Raw genomic sequence first — 21,926 nt, 5'->3', positions numbered from 1 at the left:
TTACCAAATAAGGTTAAATACAGTATATTTTTCCTGCAAAAAATGATAAATTTTAATTATAGTAATATAGAGCGTAAGGGGGAATTAGACATGGTGCAGACCGAAATTTCATTTGATCTAGTTGGGAGTGCGCTAGGAGAGGACATTTTCTCTGAACAAGGGATCTTGTTATTGAAAAAGGGAACAATTCTTAAAGAAATTCATGTCCTTTTGCTTCAAAAATATCGCTTTGGTACAAAGGTTGCCATGGAACAAAGCAGCAAAAGCAAGCCAATTCAGCGAAAGCTACAAAGTGCACAACCCTATCAATCCATTCAATCTTATATAAGTCAAACATTTCAAGAATTTCATCAGATGAAGGAGATCGACCTGCCTGAGTTAAGGAAGCGCTATCATTCCCTCATTCAATTAGCTCTTGAAGATATTGCCATCCTCAAAGTCCTGCACACAAAGGGCGAGGATCTAATTACACTGAAAAGCATCAATGTCGGCATCCTTTCCGCGATTATAGGGAAGCTATTAGGTCTAGAAAAGAAAGATTGCTACCTGCTTGCCGAAATGGGGCTATTCCATGAAATCGGCATGATCGGAATGGATGGAGAAAATGAACAAACACAAATCGAAAAACATACAGAAAACGGCTATAAATTATTGAAATTAATCCCGAACATCAATCCGCTTGTCCCATTATCTGCCCTTTTGCACCATGAAAGGATGAATGGAAGCGGCTATCCAACGAATCGCAAAGAAGGCGGCATCCCTTATTTCGTTCAAATTGTATCCGTCGCTGATCATTTCAATGATATTTATATGAATCTCCATCAAGAAGGGGACAACCCACATTTCACAAGTGTGTACGACCTCATTGAGGAGTCACAAGTCAATCTGCTCAACCCAGCCATCGTCCTTCCTTTTGTCCGCTATTTAATGAGACAAAACATCTCTGAGAAAGTGATGCTCAGCAATGGGGAAGAAGCTGAAATTGTTTTCATTCATGAGAATGAGCCGTATCAGCCGTTGGTAAAAATGAATGGGGAGTATGTGGATTTGCGGAAGGAGTCAGACATCAAACTTGTTCATTTAATTGATCAGACTCCAGAAGATGCAAGAAACTATCATATCGTTTAAAAGAAAAAGACTCAGCAGAATAAAATTCTTTTGAGTCCTTTTTTAGTACCGATCATGTATAAATATTGATCAGCATCCCTTTAATTTCTCCAACCTTATCTAAAATGTTCAAGCCTTCCGATTCCTTGTCTAACACTTCATTTGTTAAATCGATTAGTTTCTTGTCCACTTCTTTTACAATTCGATGAATGCGTGTTGTCCCTTGCTGGCTAAAGCCGAATTGTTCTTGCAGCTCTAAGCCATTTTTTAAAGCATAGTTTAAAAAGTCTTTCACCATTTTTTTATATTTACGGAGACTTTCAACTGTGCGCTGTTCAGCAAGCTTCTCTCCCTGCTGTTCAATGTCCTTCATCTTCGCATACAAAGTCTCTAACGTCTGTTCATTTTGATTTTTATTCATTACGGATTGAAATGAAATCGAACCTTTTGCTACCTTCTCTTTCAAGTCAACTTTCGATAGGGAGGCTTTAGATACTCGATTAACTTCCATATTCCCACACCTTTATTAACAATTAGTCGTCAATTTCTTCCATTAGTTTTAATACTTCTGCTATAAGGGCATATAATTGCGGGGGAACCGAATCCCCTAAATCCACTTCAAGAAGATTCTTGATTAATGTCGTGTCCTCTTGCAGTGGAATCGATTGCTTATCAGCAGATTCAATCACTTTTCGAGCAAATTTCTCTTGATCCGATTCCACTAATGGATTCCTATTTTCTCTATTATAGCTAGTAATAGCAGATGGAGCAATTGGTTGCTTTGGCCGATTCATCTTATATTTACTTTGAGGCATCATATCTTCACATCATATCCTCTCTCATCAGAAGCTTCCTGAGGGGTCACGATTTCCTCATTCATCGACTCCTTCGATTTTTCCGCAAACGGCTTAAAATGAATCGCAGCAACCTTATAGCCAATCTCATTCAGTCGTTCAGCCGCATCTTCCTTCAACAGTTCTGCTTTTCTTATAAATTGCTCATTATTATTTTTCAATGTAATAGAAAGATTACGATTCGTTGCTTTGACAGAAACCCCGATCTCTCCTAATTTCTTCGTTTCAAGAACGAAATATAACTGGCAATTTTCCCAGTCAATCCCTTTCCCTTTCTTCTTCGCATTGATAAATACTTTCACCTGTTCATTTTGATGTTCAACCATAACAGGGAATTGCATAAAGGTATTTTGCATGCCTGACGAATCTGGCTTATTCAGTAATTGTTGACCTGTCAAATTCGTTAACGCCTGATTTAAAGGCTGTGCCCCGTCCTTTACACCATTCTCAAGCTGGACCATTTTCAGTAAAATCGACTTTATATTAGGCTCCATCTCTCCCTTAGTCGATCTTGTAAGAAAGTGAGCCAGTTGGTTTTCATGACTGATGCCTAATCGTTTAACCGTTTCATACACCTGTCTAGCTGAATAATCTTGTTGAGGCAATGGCTTCGTTAATTGCTGAAGCTCATTGATTAATTGTTTAGAAGGATTTCCTTCCTTTTGGATCAGACTTTGTTCAGAAACGAAATGCATCATTTTTGTGTTTGATGGCTTAAAATTCACACGTTCTAACAATGCATGGACCTCTTTAACAATTTGCTGAGCTTCTGGATAACTCCCCTTCATTACTAAGTCCTTTGCTCTTGCTAATTGAGAACTTGCAGACAATAATTCCTTCTCCGTACTCATATCTGCATAAAGCATATAGTTTCCCTTTAAAATCGCATTGTCCAACTTACTTATGGATGATTCAAGAAATTGCCTTGCCTGTGGCGCTTGTATTCGGTGATCCTTTGTCAGATGCTCTAAAAAGTTCATCACTTCTTGCTTCGCCTTTTTAAAATCCATCGTCAGTTGGGAAAGCTTCGCTGTTATTTCAGTAACGATGACAGTTTTTGAATCTAAATTTAACGATTGAACTGCATTTGCAACAATCATCTTTTCTGATTGTGTTAATTTATCAGTAACATCGTCAAGCGTTGCATCTATTTCTTCTGCCGCCATATCAATTCCCTGACCAGCTTCATTGACTCGGATCTGCTGGGTGCTCTCAATCTTATCCGTTGACTTAGATTCCTTCTCATTGGCAGTTACTTGCTGATTTACTTTTTTATCAGTTGGCATTTGCAGTTCAACCTCTTGCTCCATCGAGATCGATAAGCCATCTAAATAATTGAGTAATAGACTAGTTGCTGACTCGCCATGCAAAGCACTGTGGATCGAAGCAAGATGGGTAGAGGTTAATTCTAATTTCCTCTGAACTAAGGCTTGAATCGTTGCCATCTTTTCTTCCAGACTTCCCTTTTCATTCTTCATAAACTTTTGCAGAGCAGCCACATCTTCTTTACTTAAGCGATACCCTTTACTCGACATATATTGGACCGCTTCCCTTACTTCATTCGATAAAGCAAGTTCAGAGCCAGCTTTCATTACTTTCCCATCCTGTTGACTATTAGAAGGAGTTGCCTCTTGTTCCACTGGTTTAACGACCAACTGTCCCTTTTCATCGATACGAACCACTTCAAGCGTCACACGATCATTCGCTGGGATTTCCCCTTCAAACTTAACAGGCACCTCTTGCCCCTTAATCGTCAGTGTCACTTTATTTTGATCCGATCGATCCTTAATAACAGCCTGAAATACATCGCCTGCACGTACAAGCGAAGGGCCTTCATTTAGTTGTAATTGCGTTCCAAGAAATAGATTATTTATTTGCATTGGGGAATCACTCCGTACTTATTCATTCTATTGTTTTTATCGGCAAGAGCGGGGGAATGTGAAGGGAATATGAAGAAAGGATGGAGGCAATATATGGAGTTGCACTTTTTATGAGTAGCCTTAGTTGATAAATTTCAGCCCAAAAAAAAGAACAACCAATTGGCTGCTCCTAGTCTTCATTACCCTCTTAAATCGATATTGCCCCCAAGATGCGGCTCTGCAGCTCGTTGTAAAGCCTGTAAATCAGCTCCACCCATCATTTGATTAATGAAGTCAACCTTTAGATCTGCTTGATCTATTGCCTTCTTCATGACAGATATGGATGCTTGCTGCTGCACTTGTCCTTGGCTTAGTGCCATTGATAGTAATGCGATATCCATGTAATCACCTGCCAATACAAAAAATAATGATAACTTTCAAATCATTCAGAATGAAGAAAAGGAACTATTTCATTACAAATTTTATTACTATAAATGTTTTATCTATCAAAATAATAGCCACAAAAGATGAAATTGCATAAGGAACTCGATATCCTTTTAAATGCTGACTTCCCTTTCTTTGCCTGAATACTATCGTGCTAAGTAGATGTGATAATCTTATACAATTACTTTACTCTAATACTTAATACCTCCTTTTACCTTTGTAAAGAGGAGTACTTCAGTAATGAATTATATTATATACGATAAACTAATACAACATAAAGGGTCTTATTACTACTAGACCTTATGTAATAATCCGACCGCAATAATTGATAGGAATGGTTTTATATTCTGTGTTCGTTTTTTTACAATTTTAATCTCCTCTAAAAGACTTTCAAGCTCTTTCGGTGTAAATTCTTCTATAATCCAATCCACTAATTCAATATTTTTAATCGAGTAATCTTGAGTTGGTATTTTAATGGATTTAATAGTTTTAATCTCGTTTTTAAGCAGATTTTTATGATAGTCATATTTTGTCAAAATTATATTTTTCTCTTTATTTATACAATCTACGTTTAATGAATTCATACTATCACCTTTACAATTTTAAAATATATTTTAAAATACTTTTATAAAATAATTCCTCCGTTGGATAATATACCCATAATGCCCAAAAATGTCAATATGTGATTTATATCATAGGACATTTAGCCCCTTTTTAAAAAGAAAGATAATTTTAGTACATTTTTTTTGATTCACATGGTAAATTTAGGCTATATATATAATATATACAAATAATGTTAGCTACTTTAAGGGGGATAAAAATGGAGGAAGTTCAAATTTCCTTTGATCTTGTAGGAAGTGAGCTTGGTGAAGATATTTTTTCTGAACAGGAGATTCTATTATTAAAAAAAGGAACAGTTCTAAAAGAAATTCATGTTTTATTACTTCAAAAATACCGTTTTGGCAAAAAAGTACGCGTAGATTTGAATACAAATAAATCTTCAACAAAAGAAGATAATTCACCAAGTGCCAAGTATTATCAATCAATTCAAGACTATATTAAAAATGTGTTTCATAACTTATATTCATACAAAGAAATTGATTTATTGGCATTAAGAATGCAATATCATGAGCTTATCGAAATATCACTCTGCGACTTCTCCATACTAAAGGTAATTCAAAATAACGGAAAGAAGAATGATAACCTATATCAACATAGTATAAATGTCGGAATTCTCTCAGCGATGATTGGAAAACTATTAGGGTATAAAAAAAATGATTGCTTACTACTTTCGGAAATGGGTCTATTTCACGACATTGGTATATTAGGCATAGATAATAATCTGTATGATGTTGTGGAATCTTGCAATATTGAAGAACATAATACAGCTCAATACCATACAGAATTGGGATATAATTTATTAAAAGATATCCCAGAATTAAATCAACTTGTTCCATTATCTGCTCTTCAACACCATGAGAGGTTAAATGGTAATGGGTATCCCAATCAATTGAAAGAATCAGAAATTCCATATTTTGTCCAGATTATTTCAGTAGCATCTTCCTTTAATGCTATATGTATGGATTTAGAGGGTGTTAGTAAAAAATGGAACCCATTTACTGGCGTATATAAACTTATAAATGCTGTATCTGAAAGTCATTTAAACCCGGCTATTGTTATTCCATTTGTTAGATACATAATGAGACAGAACCTTCATCAATATGTTACATTAAGTAACGGCAAAGAGGCACAGATTATATTTATTCATGAAAATGAACCACATCAACCTTTAGTCAAATTCCAAGAGGTGTATATTGACTTACGAAAAGAATCTTCACTAAAAATAGTAAGTCTAATGGATGAGTCGCCTAAAGAGATGACTAATTATAACTAAATACTCCTACTGAGACCGAAGATTAATTATTGGTTTTATAACTAAAAAGAGTAACCGTTTGGTTACTCCTTTTATCAATCTATCCATTTATATCAATGTTACCACCAATTTATAGCTGTAAAATATGCTGTAAACTTCAAATTTGCATTTTCCAATATCTAAATGACAAAGTCAACTTTCGCATTATTCAGTTACAAACGTGAGTTTCCATGAAACAAGAATTACTAGCAGAGAATTAATTCTTCTTATCATAAAACATACCATCTATTGAAAAATTCCCATAGGGATTTACATACTTATTCGATGACTTTTTCTTTGCATCTAATTCCTTCATATCACGTTGAATTTCTTGCTTTTTTGAAACTAAAAGATTGTTCACTTGCATATTTAGCTGCAATAATTGCTGCCCTATCTTCATGTCTTCTTCCGAAAAAGGAGGGTGAATTGACTCCATCAAAACCTCACGTTGATCGAGTAATCTATTAATTTTAATTATATTCTCTTCTCGGTCAATCTCTAACGAAGTAGTTAAAAGCTCAAGTAGCTGCAATGTTATTACATTGAATTGATGAAGATCTGTCATTACACCCGACCACTTTGTCCAAATTGTTTTTGACGATTCACCTGAATCGCTTCCTTCCATGTATCACGGAAATTCGTAATCAGTTCTTCAACCTCATTTAAAGCAGAAAGATCATTTTTCATATTTGCTTCCATTAGACGACGATTAATAAATTCATATAATGCCATCATATCTTTAGAAATAGCTACATCCATATTCAAGGTAACCATTAATTCTCTTATAATATTTTGTGCTTTTAGAAGATTGGTATTTTTATCTTCAATGTTCCCCTTTTCTATTGCTTTCTTTCCTATTGTAATAAATTTAAGACAGCCATTATAAAGCATTAAAGTTAGCTCCCCTGGAGAAGCGGTATTTACAGAATTTTGTTGGTATGATTGATATGGATTATTGATGGCCATTTATTAACTTCCTTCCTAATTAACCTTATCCAAAGTATTGCATAAGTGAGGTACTTTGGTTATTTGCTTTTTGTATAGCTTTTTCCATAGCAGTAAACTGACTATAATATCTGTTTTCAAGTCTTGTTAATTTTACTTCAAAAGCAGAGATTCTTTTATCTAAATCATTAAGAGATTTTCCAATTGAAAACTTGTCGTTTACATAGCCTGCTTTTCCAGCCTTTTCAGTAATCGATTTCATAGCTGAATCTAGATCACTTCTTAAACGGTATGCTAATCCTTGAGTCTCTTTCTTAAATGGACCAGCCGGTTTAGCCGGATCAACCGGTTCACCTTTAGTCATAAATAACTTATAAATCGCACCTGGGTCCTTTGAAATCGCTTCTTTCAGCTTCTTCTCATCAATCGTTAGTTTACCACCCTCAAGATAGTTTTTCGTTGTGGTAATTCCAAGCTCACTTAAATTTTGTATACCTGTTGCCCCACTAACTGAAGTGTACAACGATGTTCTCATTGTTGATAATAAACTTTTTAAAGTAGGGTCACTTCTTAAAGTTCCACTCTTTGCTTTCTCTTCCCACATCTTAATCTCATCTTCAGACATCGCTTTCTTTTGTTCAGCAGTCAATGGTGTAAAACTTCGGTATTTAGCTTCAGTCGTTTTATCACTAATTTTTTCAATTAATTCGTTGTACTTATTCACAAATTGTGTAACTGTATCTAAAATAGCATCTACATCGGTAGTAGAAGAGAATGTGATCGGACCAGTTGTTTTTTCCTTTAAAGTAAATTCTGCGCCATTGATTGTGAAGACATTCGATGTTCGTTCAATGTCCACCCCGTTATAAGTCACTTGTGCATTTCCACCTACTGTGCTTGTCACGTTGGTAAACACTTTATTAACAAAATCTCCACTGACAAATTCAATTCCCTTACCAGACACATTTCCTGTTTGTTTTGATGTGAATGAGAGTTTACCCGTCCCATCAAAGAAAGCTGTAACACCTGTCTGGGAATTTATTTTATTGATCACACTATCCATCGTATCATCCGCTGTAATTTGGAACTTGTATTCCTGCATTTCTCCTTTTTCATTTATCGCTTTTATTATATTTTCCCCTGGAGTTATTCCATAATCAGATAACTTTTTTGTAGCATTATCTATAGATGTATCACCTATTAGCGTCGACGATGAAGCCAACTCTTTCACTGTTATCGTTCCAGAAAAATTACTAGTCGCATTTACACCCTTAATCGATAGCGCATTCGGATTTGACACATTTACTATTTTCTTTGCAAATGAACTTTCCATACCAATTCCATCAAAAATAAATCGATCAAATTCTAGCATTGCTGAATTTAATGAACGATAGTCATCACGCTGCCATTCAGAATACTGTTTCTTCTGAACCATTTTATCAAGCGGCACTCTTTGTGCCTGCATCATCTTACTAACGATATCATCAATATCCATTCCACTTGCAAATCCACTTACTCGTACCATTCCCAATCACCCACTTATATTTTTTCGTCTACCATAAGCCCGACAAACTCTGTCATTGCCGCATAAAAATCCAGTAATTTCTTAGAAGGTATTTCTTTAACTGTTTCTTCTGTTGTATCATTTACTATCCGTACATAATACTCATTCAATTTTTCATGATACTCAAATCGAATAGAAGTCTGTGCAGGTTCCAAGAATGTATTCATACTATCTACAATTTCCCGTACTTCCTTTTCTTTCGGTTTATATCCCTCTTCAATATTTTGTTGTTCTGAATAGGCAATCTTATCAATTTTCCCTTGGTAATATGAACTTATTCCTTCTGATGTAGTGGTTCTAAGCTGAGAGGAAAGGACATTAGTTGAAAGACTCTCAAGCATCACTTTTGCCTCCAATATATTTAATTACTTTATATATCGGAGAAAGCTGAAAATATTTAAGTATTGTCCTATAATATTGTAATATTCAAAAGTGATTTTGAAATAAACCTATTTAGTTAAATTAAATGTAAAGTAAGCAACATATAAAATATCCTAATTAAATAAAGTTCCTTCTATACTTATTCCGCCTGCTTCTCATAGCTATTTCCCAATCATCTTTCTGCTCTAATAAAATATTGGATACTTCATCCAGTATCTTCTGGTCACCTTCTAAATTTGCCTTTATTAATTGTCGATTCAAATAATCATAAATGATAATTAATTCTTCCCCTTGTTTCTCTTCTATAATTACAAATGTAATTAGTTGGAGCACACATTCCTGTGCTACTTGCAAGCTTTGATTTTGAACCACTAAATCTTTGGTATCTATGGCGTCTCTGCCTAATTTAATTAAGGATATGGCTTTATCAATGAAAGTAATCATTATTTCTTCCAAGGGAGCAGATATAATTTTTGTTTGATTATATAAATGCAGGGCTTTTCGATAATTTTTCATATACTTACCCGTCTCCTTCCTATTATTTTTTTTATTTTCCTAGTAAATTAAGCCTATGAATTAAATATCAAATAAAAGAGTCGATATAAAATATAGCTGTTCTATTTTATAAAAATGAGGTGTAAAAATGAAAATAAACAATCAAGCAATGATTTCTTTCTCTGTTAACCGGTATCAAAAAAATGAAAAATTGATGGGGAATTCAATCGAGAAACTAGCATCAGGCACCTCTATTAGTCGTGCAAGTGATAATGCTGCTGGATTAGCAATTTCTGAAACTATGCGTGCACAATTAAGAGGGTTATCACGTTCGCAAAGCAATATGCAGGATGGGCTTTCTGTTCTTCAGGTAGCTAATGAGGGGCTTAATAATGTGAACACTCTCCTTCAAAGAGGGCGGGAACTTGCGGTTATGAATGCAACTGATACTTTGTCTACTGCAGATCGTGAGGCAAGCCAATTAGAGCTAGATCAATTAATGAAATCGATAAACGACACTGCAAATACACTGGAATTCAACACAAAAGGTATTTTAGGTGCTAACCAGTCATTAGCGTTACTAGTAGGTGCCAATCCCGGACAGCAAATTAATATTGAACTTATGGATACGAGTACAACTGCACTAAACCTAGACAATGTTTCTTTAGCAACACGAGCAGACGCTGAAAATTCAATCTCGAAATTTGATTCAGCCATAAAGATTACAACAAGAAATTTAACTAAAGTTGGCTCATATTATGAAGCGATCGAACATCATATGTACAATTCTCTTATCAATGAATCTAACTTAACTACCTCTTTTTCAAAATTGAAAGACACTGACATTGCTAAAGAAATGATAAATAATATCAGCTTATCTATTCGTCAAAATAGCGACAAAATTTTGGTATCAAAAGTTAATCAATCCTTAACTGAGATACTAAGCTTGTTTAAAAAATAAAAACCAGTCTCTTCTAGAAAAAATAAAGGTATTAGCTTTCCCAATTTTAAAAAAGATGGTGTATCAAAGGTCAATTTAATATAGACTTTTGCCACACCATCTTTCTAATTTTTTTCAAATATTATAAATTTATAATTCCTTTAATAAAACCAAATTTAAGGGCGGATACTCCTCACTTATTTTTAATCCACTCACAAAACATAAAGTCTTCCTCTGTGTCAATATCGTAAGATCTATTTCTTGGCATTATATATGCCGTAGTATCATTAGATAAAAAAGTTCTGCTTTCATTAAGCCACTTTGTCTCTGCAACATAAATCGCCCCATTTAAAGCATAGGTTATAGGTAGTTCCTGTCTCCTTACAATTGCTTCTTCATTATATATTAATGGTTTTAAAATATTATTATCCTGCAACGTATACATCCAGTATGGCGATTTACCAGGTTCTGTGACACTAACACATGCAGGAGTACCTGAAACCAGAAGTTGTTCTATGCTCCCGTCAATATCTTCTGCACTCCTTAATGGTGAAGTCGGCTGAAGTACTACAACATATTCGTAATTTGGTAAAATACTCAAAGCATGGATTACCGGGTCAATCCCTGGTGTTGTATCTTCTGCAAGGTTAGATGGTCGTACAAATGGTACTTCACACCCATAATATTTTGCAATTTCGATGATTTCCTCATCTTCAGAAGATAGTATAAGTCTATCAATATATTTTGATTTCTTTGCTTCATCAATAGTCCATGCAATTAATGGCTTACCAGCTAAACTACGAATGTTTTTTCGTGGCACCCCTTTAGAGCCACCTCGTGCTGGAATGATTGCTAATACTTTTTTATCCTGTATCATAAAAAGCCTCCGCTGAATTCATAATTGGCCTTTTCGTAATCATCCATACGGCCAATATCAAGCCAGTACTCTCTCAATGGAAAAGCCGAAACTTCTTGTTGTTCATTCATCAACTGTTTAAATAAGTCTGGCATATCAAAAAATTCATTTTGAGGAACAGATTTCAGGACATCTGGACTCAATACGTAAATACCAGCATTGACAAAGCTTTTATGAATCGGTTTCTCTTCAATCGATAGAAGACGATGATTCTCTGTTGCTAAAACACCATATGGAATTTGATACTCATACTCACGAACACACATCGTTGCAGCTGAATTCGTTTCATTATGAAAGTTTAGCAGTTGATCATAATTAATTTTTGTCAAGAGATCACCATTCATGACAAAAAAGGGATGACCTGGCTTGTCTGATAAAAGTGATAAGGCTCCTGCTGTTCCAAGTCTTTTTGTTTCTTCTATATACGATATATTTACACCAAGATGTCTACCATCCTGAAAATAATCTTTAATCATATCTTTCTTATAATTCACCGATAAAATAAAATTAGTAAAACCAAAACCTTTAAAACTATCGATAATTGTTTCCAAAATGGGCTTGTCCCCCACTTTCAACATGGGCTTTGGTACATGATCGGTCAAAGGCCGGAGCCTTGTCCCAAGACCACCTGCCATTAAAATAACCGTATTTTTTTTTTGAAATGCTTGTTGTTCTGCATCATCTAAAAAAAGAATATCTTGAATCTGCTTTTCCTGATTCACAATCGGTAATTGTTTCAGTTTTAGCTTTTTCATCAATTCATAATAATATAATCGTTTCTTACCTATTTGTTCATACACAGGTAGATCATTCATAACTTCTTGAATCGATGTGTCTAAAGACAACCCTTTCAATAACCCGCGCCGAATATCACCATCAGTTACTGTCCCTAATATATGAGTATATTCATCAACAACAACAGCAAATTGCAAGGTAGTCTCATCAATTATTTTCATCGTTTTCATAATAGATGTATGAGGAGTAATCAATATATCTTTCCAGTTTTCCATCATCTACACTTCCTTAGCAGGCACCCCGAAAGCTTTGCTATTATCTCCTATAGTCCGAAGCACAAGCGATCCAGCACCAATTAATACTTGACTACCAATCTGAACATTTTGGATGACTGTCGACCCTGTACCGATATGTGTAAGATCACCCACGGTTACATTGCCTGATAGCGTCGTACTTGGTGCTATATGACAATGCTTCCCGATGCGACAGTCATGATTAATGCTAGAAGAGGTATTTATAATAGTATTATCGGCAATTTCCACAAAAGCTTCAATTACAGTTCCTGCCATTACTTGCACTCCTTCTCCTAACATGCAATATTGAGAAATGACTGCACTTTGGTGTATAACAGAAGAAAAAGTGTATCCTTTTTCTTTAAATAATTGAAACATTTTTGCCCTTACCGTTGAAACAGTTATTGAACCTAAACCAAGTACAAGGTTAATATCCTTCTGATTATAGAAATCAATGACATCATCTGTGCCAATATAAGGGATCTTGAAACGATTTTCCTGATTTTCTGGTGCTGTAAAACCAATAATAGGGCAGTTTTGCTGCAGTAAAATTTCTGTTAGTACAGACGCATGCCCACCATTCCCAATCAAAATAACTGGTTTATTCGCCAATGAGCTCATCCTCTTCATAACTCTTAGATGCTTTCTTTCCAATTATTGTCCAATACTGAGAAGGAGACATGCCACAGCCTGGACGTTTAATAGTTACATTTTCTTCCGTAAACATTTCTCCTACTTCAATCGCCATTGCAGCCACTAAGCTTTTACGTGCAGCTGTTTGGTTACGCTGCTCACTCATCGTCGGCTTCTTATCACCATTTCCTAACGACTGCTCAATGATGCGAATCCCTCTTACCATTTCCGATAATTCATCTGGATCTAAAGAAGCACGATGATCTGGACCTGGCAAAAGGCGACTAATGGTAAAATGCTTCTCAATCACTCTGGCACCAAGGGCTACTGCAGCAATCGGAACATAAATACCTTCTGAATGATCAGAAAAACCAACATTAACTTGAAGATCTTTTTTTAATTGGTCCATCACCCGTAAATTAATATCGGAGTACGGCGTTGGATACTCAGTTGTACATTGTAAAATCGTTACATAGTCCTTTAACCACTTCTTCGCTTCTGCCGAATGATAAAATTCCTGAATAGCCTCCATTTCCACTTGTTTATCTGGATAGGCTAGACCGTATGCCATAAAAGACAAAGCTTCATGGATATCTTCCATCGTTGCCATACCTGTGGATAAAATAATTGGCTTTCGTTTTGTTGCAATGTAATGAACGAACGGCGCATTTGTTAATTCACCTGATGGAATTTTCACTGTAAGAATCCCTAAGTCATCTACCAAAAAGTCAACACTTTCTCGATCAAAAGGTGTCGATAGAAATTCTATATTTTTTTCATCACAGTATGATTTAAGCCGCACAAACTCGTAATAAGAAAGTTCCAATTTCTTCAACATGGCAAATTGTGACGTTTCTTCCCCAATATTATTTACCTGATAAGCAGCCTGCTTTGCCTTTTTCGTTACAAGATTCTCTGTCTTAAAGGTTTGAAACTTCACTGCATCTGCACCAGCTTCTACCGCTGCATCTACTAAAGCAAAAGCAAGCTCAAGTGAACCATTATGATTCACACCCGCTTCGGCAATTATGTGTGTATGTTTATTCATAAGTCATAAAACCCCTTCTGAATCCAATAGGAAGGCACTTCTTTGAGAATGTCCACTATCTTATGAGAAACATTTCCGTCACCAAAAATCTGTTCATAAGCTTTATTAAATTGCAGAGCTTTTTCAATGCCGCTTCTAATAGATTCTTCATTTAACTCAGTATCAAAAACGGAGGATGGTCTTTGTCTCCCAGCCTGCCGATTCCCACAATTCACAGTAGGAGACTGAAGATATGGTACTTCAATAAGTCCACTAGAAGAATTACCAATGACAGCATCTGCATGTTTCACTGCACTTAAATAGCGCAATTGCCCTAGCGAATCAAACAAATGGGCATGTTCATTTTGTGCAGTATACCTTTCTATTGCCTTATTTATAATTCTACCACCATTATCCGCATTGGACTTTGTAAAGACAAGATTCATATTGGAATATCCATTTAATGCTGATAGCAACGAATATACCCCTTCCCCATCTCCATTCGTTTCAGGGTGATAGGTAATAAGAAAAAGTGATTTGTTTTTATCGAGATTTAACTGTGTGTATAACTCATCCTTTGATAAAAGTGGCAATCTCAAAATGTTCTCAATTCCTAATGCTCCAACATTCCAAACTCGATTCGGTGATTCACCAAGTTGTATCACACGCTTTCTATGTTCATTAGTACTGGTAAAGTGCCATGTCGCCATTTTCGTAATCGCATGACGAATCGAGTCATCATATGCTCCGAATGTTAACTCTCCACCATGTAAATGTGCAATTGGGATGCCCATAATTAATGCCACTTGTGACACACCTAGCATTTCAAATCGATCACCCAAAATCACAAGTACATCTGGCTCCAATCGGTCAAGTGCATCCGAAAATCCGATTGTTGCAAGTCCCATCGATTTCACTACACCAACAGGGGTGTCTGATGACAGAAGCATTTCCACTTTCTCATCAATGACAAATCCATCTTTCTCAATCAGCTGATAGGTCAACCCAAATTCAGGAGATAGATGCATTCCCGTAACAATTAACTGTAATTCCAATTCATTATCTGCTTGGATTTCTTTCATCAACCAATACAACAATCCATATTCTGCCCTAGTTCCGGTGACAACACAAATTTTGCGTTTGTTCATATTATCTGTCTTTCCTTATTGGTGTAGATGGAATATTAATGATTTTATCGTTTAGCTCATTGGTCACTGATAAATTACCTACTGGGAAGTCTTTGTACGGCATCAATTTATTCATTGGTATCCATATCGGTCTAGTCATTACTCCTTCGCTGTTTAAGATTTCAAGCACTGCATCCCTGTTATGTTTCTCAGTATCCAATACAATGGTTTGCAGCCAATAATTACTCGTCCCAAAAGAAGGTTCAGTAAATACTGTGACTCCTTCTATTGTTTCAAATAAATTTTGATATCTCTGTGTTAGATTTCTCTTAGAAAGGATAAACTTATCCATCTTCTCAAGTTGTGCACATCCTAAAGCAGCATTAATATTTGGCATCCGATAGTTAAAAGCTACTTCATCATGACAATATTCCCAAGAATGGGGGATTTTAGCTGTTGTTGTAATGTGCTTTGCATAGTCTGCTAATTTCTCATCATTCGTTAAGATTGCTCCTCCTCCACCCGTTGTCATAATTTTATTGCCATTAAAGCTGAGTGCACTGACCGCACCAAATCCCCCTGTATGCTTCCCTTTATAGAAAGAGCCTAATGATTCTGCTGCATCTTCGACAAGTACAAGATTGTAACGATTACAGACATCTATTAATTCATCAAGAGCAGCAGGATGACCAAATGTATGCATTGGAACGACTGCACGAATGACACGTCCAGTTAGTCTATTAATAAGGTGGCCATTCTTCATTTCACCAATTTCACGAATATGTTCTTCAAGCTTTACCGGATCCATTCCTAATGTTTGTTCTGAAACATCAACAAAATGTGGAACTGCCTGCAGATAAGAAACCGCATTTGCTGTTGCGATAAATGTCAGCGCCGGCATAAAAACTTCATCATTCGCTTGTACCCCAGCAACTTTAAGTGCAATGTGGAGAGCAGCAGTACCGTTAACAACAGCAACCGCACGTTTCACCCCTGTATATTCTGCAAGCCTCTTTTCAAATTCATCGACATATTTCCCAACAGATGATACCCATCCCGTTCGAATACAGTCTGTCACATACTCAATCTCTTTTTCATCGAAAGTAGGCTCATGTAAAGGGATAAATTCTTTATTGCCATAAATCTCTTTTATACTTTGCACTATTCCCTGCCACTCACTACTCATATATTGTATACATCTGCCTTATATTGAGATAAATTCTTAAGATTCATAAACCAATCAGCCGTTTCTTTCAAACCATGCTTAAATCCGTCCATTCCACCATATAATGGCTCCCAACCAAGCAATTCTCTTGCTTTTTGGTTATCTGCCCATAATCTCTCTACCTCGCTCTTTTCTGGACGCAAGCGAATTTCATCTGTTTCAATTTTTACCTTTTTCCCCATCACTTCCGCAATGGCTTCCGCTGTTTCACCAATAGAAACTTCATAGTTGCTCCCGATATTAATAACTTCGCCAATTGATTTTGCATTATTCATAACCGCGATAAATCCGCTTACGGTATCCTTCACATAATTAAAATCTCTAGTAGGGCTTAATGCACCAAGTTTAATTTTCTCTTTGCCAGAGGCAAGCTGTGTAATAATTGTTGGTATGACTGCACGCGCCGATTGTCTTGGTCCATATGTATTAAACGGACGGATAATTGAAACAGGTGTCTCAAATGACCGATAGAATGATAATGCCATTTGATCCGCACCAATTTTTGAAGCAGAATAAGGCGATTGACCTTGTAATGGATGCTCTTCATCAATGGGAATATATTTTGCTGTTCCGTACACTTCACTTGTTGATGTATGGACTACTTTAGAAATACCCAAATCCCTAACAGCCTGCAAAACATTGAGAGTTCCTTTAATATTCGTATCAACGTAAGTATCTGGAGAGTGATAGGAATAAGGTATAGCTATAAGAGAAGCTAAGTGAAGTACAATTTCACACCCATTCATCGCTGCTTTTACCCCATGCGGATCACGAATATCCCCTGCAAAGATCTCTATCTCATTTTTTATTTGATCTGGTGATGAATCTAACCATCCCCATGAGTTAAATGAGTTATAGTATACAAATGCTTTCACATCATATCCTTGCCTCACTAATTCCTCTGTTAAATGAGAACCAATAAATCCATCTGCCCCTGTAATTAATACCTTTTTTGCTCTCATTATTTAAAACTCCTTTACAACATATAAAAATTTGTAAAACACCATACATATTTTTCCGCCTTTTCCATTAAACTATCCCAATTTTTGACGATATAATAAATGGTTAGAAAATACTATAAAAGGTGGGAATTTAATGAAAAGGCAGCATTACATAAGAACTACACTTCTAGTTGTAGCTCTTTTATTCAGCTTCATTCTACCATACTCTACAAATGCAGCAACACCTTCTGGAAGTGATTTAATGAAGATCACAAAGACAGTTGATGTTAATAGTTTGGTAGAAAACGATATTGCAAATGTAACATTATCAATTAAAGGAACCCCAAAAGATTCCACAATTGTTAGACCAAATGATGTTATTCTAATTGTTGATAAATCTGGAAGTATGCAAAGTGACAATCGCTTAACTGCAGCCAAAAATGCAACGAAGGAATTTATTGATTTAATGGATCTAACTAAACATCAAGTGGGTATTGTTGATTTCAGCGACAATGCATCTTCCTACCCATTAACAACTGATGCAGCAGCTGCAAAGGCTTATGTGGATACGATCCAACTTGCGGGAAGCACGAATACGGGAGATGCTGTAAGAAAAGCTACCGCTATGCTTGCAAATCATCGCCCTGATGCACAGCCAACCATCGTAATTCTTACAGATGGTGCTGCAAATAGTACTCCTGATGCACTTGCAAGTGCTAAGGCTGCTAAAGATGCAGGGATTATCTTTTATTCGATTGCTTTATTAGGTCCCAATGAAGACCCAGCTGCAAGTGCACCAAACAAATTATTAGAAGATATGTCTACATCAGCAGACCACCATCATTTTGTACTAGGTTCAGTTGGTTTATCTGATGTATACAAGAAAATTGTAGAGGAAATTGGATTAGCAAGCGCATATAATGTGCAAATAACTGACACCGTTTCACCTGAATTTGAAATCGTTCCTGGTTCATATGATAATAACATTCCAAAGCCTACCGTTAATGGAAACACATTAGAATGGGATGTACAGGAATTAAAATCAAAAGAACTTACATTTACTTATCAAATTCGCGCAAAGAATACTACACAAGCAGGAAAATATCCTTTAGGAAAGACATCAACAGTTTTTGAGGATCACCAGAAAACTAGCTATTCATTAGATACTGTAAACCCTTCTATTGCGGTCCTTAACCCAAAACCGGTTATTTCTTCAATTAATCCTGAGAAGGGATTAACGACTGGTGGAGAGACAGTCACCATAACTGGGAAGAACTTCTTACCGGGTGCAAAAGTATACTTTGGTACTAATCAAGCTACCGTTATTTCGGAAACTCCTAATGAGATAGTAGTCACCACACCTGTTGGAGCACAAGGATTAGTAGAAGTTAAAGTATTAAATATTGATGGCCAATTTGCTCTAGGCAACTTTCAATATTATGCCGATCCTACAATTACATCTATTTCTCCTGCAGAAGGTGAAATGACTGGCGGAAATAGAGTTACTGTAATCGGTTCAAATTACATGAACGGAGCAAAAGTGTTTATTAATGGAATTGAAGCAGTAACACAGTTTTCTACTACAAGCAAGCTCTATGCAACTGTTCCAGCTTCACTAATAGATGGCACAGTTGATGTAAAAGTAGTTAACCCTGATGGCACAGAAGTGGAACATGCAAATGCATATACGTATTTGACACCTCCTCCTCCGCCAATCATTCAACTAGATAGCCTTTCAGCTAATTCTGGTAAATTAACAGGAGGAGAGTCTGTTTATCTATTTGGTGCAAATTTTGACAGAAATGTTAAAGTTTATTTTGGAGATAAAGAAGCCGTTGTAAACTACTATGCAAATTCAAGTAAAATTCGAGTTAATGTCCCTGAAGCAGTATCTGAAGGTTTTGTTATGGTTAAAGCCGAAAACCCGGATGGTTCTTCTTCTGAATTAGTGAATGCTTATGAATATTTAGCACCACCTCCAACGCCTGCACCAGAGATTAGCAATTTATCTGATGCTGCTGCATTAACTGGAGAACAAAAAACAGTATACTTATTCGGAAAAAATATTTCTTCTTCTGCTAAAGTATATCTTGGTGATGAAGAAATCGTTATGGATTTTGTTACAAATAGTAAAGTCCGAATTAAAATCCCTATTAGTACCCAAGCTAAGACAGTTGATGTAAAATTAGTAAATCCTGATGGGCAATCTGCCATTTTAGTAGGGGGTTTCACATATACTGAGCCAGTTATGGATCCATCACCTAGCATAACATCACTTTCTAGTAGTTCTGGAACAGTTGCTGGAAATGAATCAATTACTATCTCAGGTTATAATTTTAAAAAGGGGATTAAAGTATATTTTGGTGATAGGGCAGCTACAATTGTTTCTATTACTGATACAGAGATTCAAGTAAAAACTCCAGTTTCTTCAGTTACTGGTTTAATATCAGTAAAAGTCGTTAATCCAGATTTACAGGAATTTATCCTAAATGACAGCTATCATTACACACCTATACCTATTACAGTTACCAGTCTTTCTTCAACAAGCGGCTCTGTAAAAGGTGGAAATTCGGTTACGATATATGGGACAAACTTTAGTAATTCAATGACTGTTACGGTTAATGGTCAAGAAGTGAAGTATACTTACTTGGCAGCTAATCGAATCCGTATATCAATGCCTGCAGCCGAAACTGCTGGCACAGTTGATATTACTGTTGATAAAGCAGGTGCACAAGCATCAATTCAATATACTTACAATTAATTGTATTATTAAAATAGCTCTATCTTTAACTTGTATTAAATGAATGCTAATAATAAAAAAGACTGGACTATTTATAGCCAGTCTTTTTTATTTATACTTAGTTATTCTTTCATCTACCAATAGGCTATTTATATATTTCTCAATAAGTTCATAAAAATGATTTAATTCATTAACTAGTAGAAGTAAATCATCACTTATATACTTCGCCTTTTCATCAAAATAAACAAATTTATTTATAATATTATCGAACATAAAGGTTAACCTCGATAATATGACTTCTTCTAGTATTTTATGTTTCGTCACCTTGTGAAATCCTTTTACAACTTTCTTCATATCAACAGAAGACACTAATCCTACACTAATATATCTATTTAATTTTCTGCTAGCTTCATTAACCTCTTTTCTTAGTAGATCTAATTTTTCTAGAAAATCTGTAACAGTAAGACTTGAAGAAGGGTGAACTGTATTTTTATCAAACATATTTGTTTTTTTATGAGATGGTTCTATCATATTTGAGGAAATATATGTGGTACCTTCTATTTTAGCACCATATCTTGATAAATTATAAATTGTTATACTCTCTGGCAAGGTTTTAATTAGAGCTTCAAAAGTGTCTAAAAAGATTTTTAAAGAGCGAGTAGTACCAACTAAATCACCTTCATTATTTTTTACCCATAATTCATTTTTCAAATCTGTCATTCCTTCATGATGCTTAATCCCTTCCGAATAGTAATTTCCGTTTACTAACGCTAGATCCTGTCCAACTAAGTAGATTTCAGAAAAACCCAAATATACAATTACTTGTAAAGCATATACCGCTACAGAGGGTGATGATTGAGAAAAGGTAAAAAGATCATTAAAAAACTGGGAAGTAACATGATCTGCGGAAGACTTCGAGACAATTAACGATCCGCTATGTCCATCTTGAATTTTCGAGTTAGACATCGTTTCGTATACAAGGGTCCCATTATAGTTTAGTCCTTTAAAATGTGTTTCAAAGTTACGATCACTCGCATCAATACTTAATGTATAATCAGGATTGATTCCATTCGTTAGTAAGGCTCTCAATGCTGACCCTACTGAAAAGAGATGAAAGGAATTCTGATTCTTTTTCAAAAAATCAATATCATCTTGAAGTGATGGGCCTGCAGCAATTAGAATAGCTCGTTCTCCTTGAAACTTCCCTTTAAGTTTTTTTAAATTTATAGAGTTTGGTATATGCTCAGTATTTTTTAAAGGTTCAATAATCCAATCTAATGCAAATTGCATTTCAGTGTTGTTAAAGATTTGCTTTGTCTCTATTCCTTCTTGAATCACTTTCAAACAATCTTTAATCATAGACTGATTAGCTTTTAAATAATTGGGATGAACATGTATACTTACAGGTACCGAACTAAATTTAGAAAGGTATTTTGCAACCGTCATTGCAGAAAAATCCGCAAATTTCACAAATGATAATTTATTATGTTCTTTAATTAAAGAACAGTGTTTACTGCTAAGTTCAATTTCAGAAAAAGGCTCAATAAAAAAATAATGGACATTTTGTTCTAATACATTACTTTCTACGAGACAATTAAGGAGAGACCCATTCCCAAAACCTATTAAAATCACGAAATGCCTTTTTATATTGCAAATTTTTTTTAGGAACCGTTGGGCTTCTTTTTCAGGAGAATAACGCGAATTTAAAGGGACTTTTATTTCGTTATTTTCATAAATATAAATAGGCTGTCCTGAATCTGCCTGTTCTTTATAAATTTGATAAGTCAT

At 35.4% G+C, this 21,926-nt stretch carries 22 protein-coding genes; 4 read left to right on the top strand and 18 right to left on the bottom strand.

The window, feature by feature from the left end; all coding sequences use genetic code 11:
* Positions 1 to 90 precede the first annotated feature (90 nt).
* On the top strand, positions 91 to 1,128 hold the full coding sequence (locus tag J2Z40_RS12620) for an HD-GYP domain-containing protein (RefSeq protein WP_066397762.1): 1,038 nt from the start codon (positions 91 to 93) through the stop codon (positions 1,126 to 1,128).
* A 52-nt stretch (positions 1,129 to 1,180) separates the two neighbouring features.
* On the opposite strand, the gene J2Z40_RS12615 is transcribed toward J2Z40_RS12620, so the two are convergent.
* The 5 genes from J2Z40_RS12615 to J2Z40_RS12595 form a co-directional block, all read right to left on the bottom strand.
* Positions 1,181 to 1,618: a YaaR family protein gene (locus J2Z40_RS12615; RefSeq protein ID WP_066397765.1), complete on the bottom strand. Its 438-nt coding sequence runs from the start codon at positions 1,616 to 1,618 to the stop codon at positions 1,181 to 1,183.
* Positions 1,619 to 1,640: 22 nt separating this feature from the next.
* The gene (locus tag J2Z40_RS12610) at positions 1,641 to 1,925 is read right to left on the bottom strand and encodes an EscU/YscU/HrcU family type III secretion system export apparatus switch protein (RefSeq protein WP_066397768.1); all 285 of its coding nucleotides are present in this window, start codon (positions 1,923 to 1,925) and stop codon (positions 1,641 to 1,643) included.
* Positions 1,922 to 3,841 (bottom strand): hypothetical protein, encoded by a 1,920-nt coding sequence (locus J2Z40_RS12605; protein ID WP_066397770.1) that lies wholly within the window; start codon positions 3,839 to 3,841, stop codon positions 1,922 to 1,924. Before J2Z40_RS12605 ends, J2Z40_RS12610 begins: the two co-directional genes overlap by 4 nt.
* Positions 3,842 to 4,020: 179 nt before the next feature.
* Entirely contained in the window at positions 4,021 to 4,221 is a 201-nt protein-coding gene (locus J2Z40_RS12600; protein ID WP_066397783.1) for a YjfB family protein, read from the bottom strand.
* 336 nt (positions 4,222 to 4,557) lie between these two features.
* Positions 4,558 to 4,848 (bottom strand): hypothetical protein, encoded by a 291-nt coding sequence (locus J2Z40_RS12595; RefSeq protein ID WP_083953963.1) that lies wholly within the window; start codon positions 4,846 to 4,848, stop codon positions 4,558 to 4,560.
* Between the two features lie 236 nt (positions 4,849 to 5,084).
* On the opposite strand from J2Z40_RS12595, the gene J2Z40_RS12590 reads away from it, so the two are divergent.
* Positions 5,085 to 6,158: an HD-GYP domain-containing protein gene (locus J2Z40_RS12590; protein WP_066397785.1), complete on the top strand. Its 1,074-nt coding sequence runs from the start codon at positions 5,085 to 5,087 to the stop codon at positions 6,156 to 6,158.
* A 235-nt stretch (positions 6,159 to 6,393) separates the two neighbouring features.
* On the opposite strand, the gene fliT is transcribed toward J2Z40_RS12590, so the two are convergent.
* From fliT to J2Z40_RS12565, 5 genes are all read right to left on the bottom strand, one after another.
* On the bottom strand, positions 6,394 to 6,741 hold the full coding sequence (gene fliT / locus J2Z40_RS12585) for a flagellar protein FliT (protein ID WP_066397787.1): 348 nt from the start codon (positions 6,739 to 6,741) through the stop codon (positions 6,394 to 6,396).
* The gene (fliS, locus tag J2Z40_RS12580; RefSeq protein WP_066397790.1) at positions 6,741 to 7,142 is read right to left on the bottom strand and encodes a flagellar export chaperone FliS; all 402 of its coding nucleotides are present in this window, start codon (positions 7,140 to 7,142) and stop codon (positions 6,741 to 6,743) included. The genes fliT and fliS overlap by 1 nt, the downstream gene beginning before the upstream one ends.
* A gap of 25 nt (positions 7,143 to 7,167) precedes the next feature.
* Positions 7,168 to 8,646, bottom strand: a complete 1,479-nt coding sequence (locus J2Z40_RS12575) for a flagellar hook-associated protein 2 (RefSeq protein WP_066397791.1) — start codon at positions 8,644 to 8,646, stop codon at positions 7,168 to 7,170.
* A 14-nt stretch (positions 8,647 to 8,660) separates the two neighbouring features.
* Positions 8,661 to 9,026, bottom strand: a complete 366-nt coding sequence (gene flaG / locus J2Z40_RS12570; protein WP_066397792.1) for a flagellar protein FlaG — start codon at positions 9,024 to 9,026, stop codon at positions 8,661 to 8,663.
* A 157-nt stretch (positions 9,027 to 9,183) separates the two neighbouring features.
* Entirely contained in the window at positions 9,184 to 9,582 is a 399-nt protein-coding gene (locus tag J2Z40_RS12565) for a flagellar export chaperone FliS (RefSeq protein ID WP_066397794.1), read from the bottom strand.
* 127 nt (positions 9,583 to 9,709) lie between these two features.
* Between J2Z40_RS12565 and J2Z40_RS12560 the strand changes: the two genes are divergently transcribed.
* Entirely contained in the window at positions 9,710 to 10,522 is an 813-nt protein-coding gene (locus J2Z40_RS12560; protein WP_066397796.1) for a flagellin N-terminal helical domain-containing protein, read from the top strand.
* A 172-nt stretch (positions 10,523 to 10,694) separates the two neighbouring features.
* Here J2Z40_RS12560 and J2Z40_RS12555 read toward each other — a convergent pair whose 3' ends face one another.
* The 7 genes from J2Z40_RS12555 to J2Z40_RS12525 are packed head-to-tail and all read right to left on the bottom strand — an operon-like array spanning position 10,695 to position 17,419.
* Positions 10,695 to 11,378 (bottom strand): acylneuraminate cytidylyltransferase family protein, encoded by a 684-nt coding sequence (locus J2Z40_RS12555; protein WP_066397798.1) that lies wholly within the window; start codon positions 11,376 to 11,378, stop codon positions 10,695 to 10,697.
* Complete coding sequence (locus tag J2Z40_RS12550; protein WP_066399561.1) at positions 11,375 to 12,427, bottom strand: nucleotidyltransferase family protein; 1,053 nt, start codon at positions 12,425 to 12,427, stop codon at positions 11,375 to 11,377. Before J2Z40_RS12550 ends, J2Z40_RS12555 begins: the two co-directional genes overlap by 4 nt.
* Positions 12,428 to 12,430: 3 nt before the next feature.
* Complete coding sequence (locus J2Z40_RS12545) at positions 12,431 to 13,057, bottom strand: acetyltransferase (RefSeq protein WP_066397801.1); 627 nt, start codon at positions 13,055 to 13,057, stop codon at positions 12,431 to 12,433.
* Entirely contained in the window at positions 13,047 to 14,126 is a 1,080-nt protein-coding gene (gene neuB, locus J2Z40_RS12540) for an N-acetylneuraminate synthase (protein WP_066397804.1), read from the bottom strand. Before neuB ends, J2Z40_RS12545 begins: the two co-directional genes overlap by 11 nt.
* On the bottom strand, positions 14,123 to 15,253 hold the full coding sequence (neuC, locus tag J2Z40_RS12535; RefSeq protein ID WP_066397807.1) for a UDP-N-acetylglucosamine 2-epimerase: 1,131 nt from the start codon (positions 15,251 to 15,253) through the stop codon (positions 14,123 to 14,125). Before neuC ends, neuB begins: the two co-directional genes overlap by 4 nt.
* Position 15,254: 1 nt before the next feature.
* Entirely contained in the window at positions 15,255 to 16,418 is a 1,164-nt protein-coding gene (locus J2Z40_RS12530; protein ID WP_066397815.1) for a LegC family aminotransferase, read from the bottom strand.
* Positions 16,415 to 17,419, bottom strand: coding sequence for an NAD-dependent 4,6-dehydratase LegB (locus J2Z40_RS12525; protein WP_066397817.1), 1,005 nt, complete (start codon positions 17,417 to 17,419; stop codon positions 16,415 to 16,417). Before J2Z40_RS12525 ends, J2Z40_RS12530 begins: the two co-directional genes overlap by 4 nt.
* Positions 17,420 to 17,552: 133 nt before the next feature.
* Here J2Z40_RS12525 and J2Z40_RS12520 point away from each other — a divergent pair, with 133 nt between their 5' ends.
* A complete protein-coding gene (locus J2Z40_RS12520; protein ID WP_066397819.1) occupies positions 17,553 to 20,159 on the top strand; it encodes an IPT/TIG domain-containing protein in 2,607 nt (868 codons plus the stop codon).
* Positions 20,160 to 20,246: 87 nt separating this feature from the next.
* Here J2Z40_RS12520 and J2Z40_RS12515 read toward each other — a convergent pair whose 3' ends face one another.
* The gene (locus J2Z40_RS12515) at positions 20,247 to 21,926 is read right to left on the bottom strand and encodes a motility associated factor glycosyltransferase family protein (protein WP_066397821.1); all 1,680 of its coding nucleotides are present in this window, start codon (positions 21,924 to 21,926) and stop codon (positions 20,247 to 20,249) included.

The organism is Cytobacillus eiseniae (assembly GCF_017874625.1).
Taxonomy (GTDB): domain Bacteria; phylum Bacillota; class Bacilli; order Bacillales; family Cytobacillaceae; genus Cytobacillus; species Cytobacillus eiseniae.
This window is presented reverse-complemented; position numbering and strand designations above follow the sequence as displayed.